Annotated in this window: 1 protein-coding gene; it reads left to right on the forward strand. The window is 55.9% G+C overall.

Translation table 11 applies throughout. The features are described from left to right. Window positions 1–313: 313 nt before the first annotated feature. Entirely contained in the window at window positions 314–844 is a 531-nt protein-coding gene (locus tag PROAA_RS12975; RefSeq protein WP_186411744.1) for a Spy/CpxP family protein refolding chaperone, read from the forward strand. The last annotated feature ends 224 nt before the right edge of the window (window positions 845–1,068 follow it).

Raw genomic sequence — 1,068 nt, forward strand, 5'->3', positions numbered from 1 at the left:
CAGGAGCGTGTCATAGCCGTGTCGGCCAAGATAGGTGGCCAGCAACTGGCGCAGTTCAGGGTCATCATCGACGAGCAGAATTTTTTTCATCATCACATCTTGATTCGGAACGATGCCCATTCTATGCCGCCGCTGCAGGGTTGAAAGGCGTCTGAAACAATTTGCAATCAACCGCCCCGGCAATGAAATCCTTTGCAACAGGCCAAGGCAGAAAATGGCATCGTCAAAACAGGCGTTGCATCTGCGCACCGCACTTGACTTATACGTGGATTTTTTTCACGGCATTTCCACCCGAAAACAAAGGAGTTTCACCATGAATGCGAAATTTTCGAAAATGTCTCCACGCCGAGTTGCGGCTACCCTGGCCGCCGTAGCGGTCTCGGCGACAATGGCCGCTGCGTCTACTGCGGCCTTCGCCAAGCCCTGGGGTGGGGATTGTGACGGCAAATCCGGTGATCGAACCGAGTGTCGTTCAGAACGAGGCATGAAGGGAATGTCCCGACTGCACGACGAACTCAAGCTGGACGCCAAACAGGAAGCGCTGTGGCAAGACGCTGAAAAAGCCAGCAAGGAAAACATGGCCGGCATGCGCGATCGCTTCCGCCAGCACCACGAAGAAATTCAGGCACTGATCGACAAACCCGGTGCCGACCTGCGCGCGGTAGCCAAGCGCATGGATGAGTTCAAGGCCGAGGGGCAGAAACTCCGTGAAGCCAACCGTGATCGCTGGCTGACGGTGTATGACTCGCTCAACGCCGAGCAGAAAGAGAAAGCTCGTGTGTTCTTCAAGAGCAAGCTTGACCGTATGGCCCGTCATGGCCACCGCGGCCCAGGTCGGAGTTAACAGCGGAATCGCCGATGGCGATTGCCGTGAGGGGTGGGAAATGACCCGCAGGTCATCACCTCCCGCCCCTCTATTCCCGCATCGAGTCATTGAGTTGGCGGCGATATGCATCTGCTGATTTGTACGATAATGGTAAACAATTCTTCTCCGTGCAGTCCGGAAGGTTTTCACCATGCCCCGTTCAATCCGTCGGATCGTCATTTCGGGAGTTACCCGCGGCCTCG

This window comes from Candidatus Propionivibrio aalborgensis, assembly GCF_900089945.1.
Classification (GTDB): Bacteria; Pseudomonadota; Gammaproteobacteria; order Burkholderiales; family Rhodocyclaceae; genus Propionivibrio; species Propionivibrio aalborgensis.